This window comes from Pseudomonas laurylsulfativorans (assembly GCF_002906155.1).
GTDB lineage: Bacteria > Pseudomonadota > Gammaproteobacteria > Pseudomonadales > Pseudomonadaceae > Aquipseudomonas > Aquipseudomonas laurylsulfativorans.
On record NZ_MUJK01000030.1, the window covers coordinates 1 to 1,042 of the forward strand.

A 1,042-nucleotide genomic window follows, 5' to 3' on the forward strand; every position below is an offset into this window, starting at 1 on the left:
AAGGTGCCGGGGGTGATAGGTCCAGTACCTTCACCAATGGTTACCCGGTCAGCGCCTTGCACGTCGTTGCTCAGCACGTTGCCGTTGAGGGTTAGCTGGGTTTCCGAGGCAGTGCCATTGCTGTCGTTCACGCCTTTTGGCAGGTCGTCGACGATGTTGACGTCCAGTGAACCAGTCGCGGTGGTGCCGTTGTCGTCAATCACGGTCACGGCGAACTGCTCAGGCAGGGTGTTGGCACCGTTGGCGGTTGGATGCGCTTCGTTGTCGTTGAGGGTGTAGCTGTAGCTCACGACACCGGTGGCCGCGTTGAAGCCGGTGATGGTCAGGGTGCTACCCAGCGGCGTAGTGATCGATTGCGGGAAGCCGGCGGTAACGCCAGCGGTGACCACGGCGATGCCGCCGACGGTCAGGGTGGTGACACCGTCCAGCGCGGTGACGGTGAAGGTGCCGTTTTGGGTCAGGGCCGATGTGTTGGGGTTGGAGCCGTCGCTGAGATTTTCTTCGTAAACCGTCAGCTCGCCGCCATACACGTTGAGGCCCTGGAGGGTCACTGGGTCATCGTTGTTGTGGATCTGCAGGACCAGGTTGGCGGTGCTGGTATCGCCGTCCGAGTCGGTGATGGTGTAGCTGAAGGTTTCGGTGCCGTTACCGCCGCCGTGCAGGGCTTTGAAATCGGCATCGCTGGTGCTGAGGGTGTAGGTGTAGGTGCCATTGGCATTCAGCACCAAAGTGCCGTAGGTGCCAGTGAAGGTGCCGGGGGTGATAGGTCCAGTACCTTCACCAATGGTTACCCGGTCAGCGCCTTGCACGTCGTTGCTCAGCACGTTGCCGTTGAGCGTCAACAAGGTTTCCGAAGCCGTCGACGCATTGCTGTCGTTCACGCCTTGTGGCAGATCGTCGATGATGTTGACGTCAAGTGAACCGGTCGCAGTGGTGCCGTTGTCATCGACCACGGTCACGGTGAACTGCTCAGGCAAGGTGTTGGCGCCGTTGGCAGTCGGGTGCGTTTCGTTGTCGACCAGGGTGTAGCTGTAACTCACGA

At 60.4% G+C, this 1,042-nt stretch carries 1 protein-coding gene; it reads right to left on the minus strand.

Annotation, left to right across the window (positions count from 1 at the left end; genetic code table 11):
• The coding region (locus tag B0D71_RS31105; RefSeq protein WP_205886087.1) for an Ig-like domain-containing protein at window positions 1-1,042 on the minus strand (1,042 nt) is incomplete at both ends.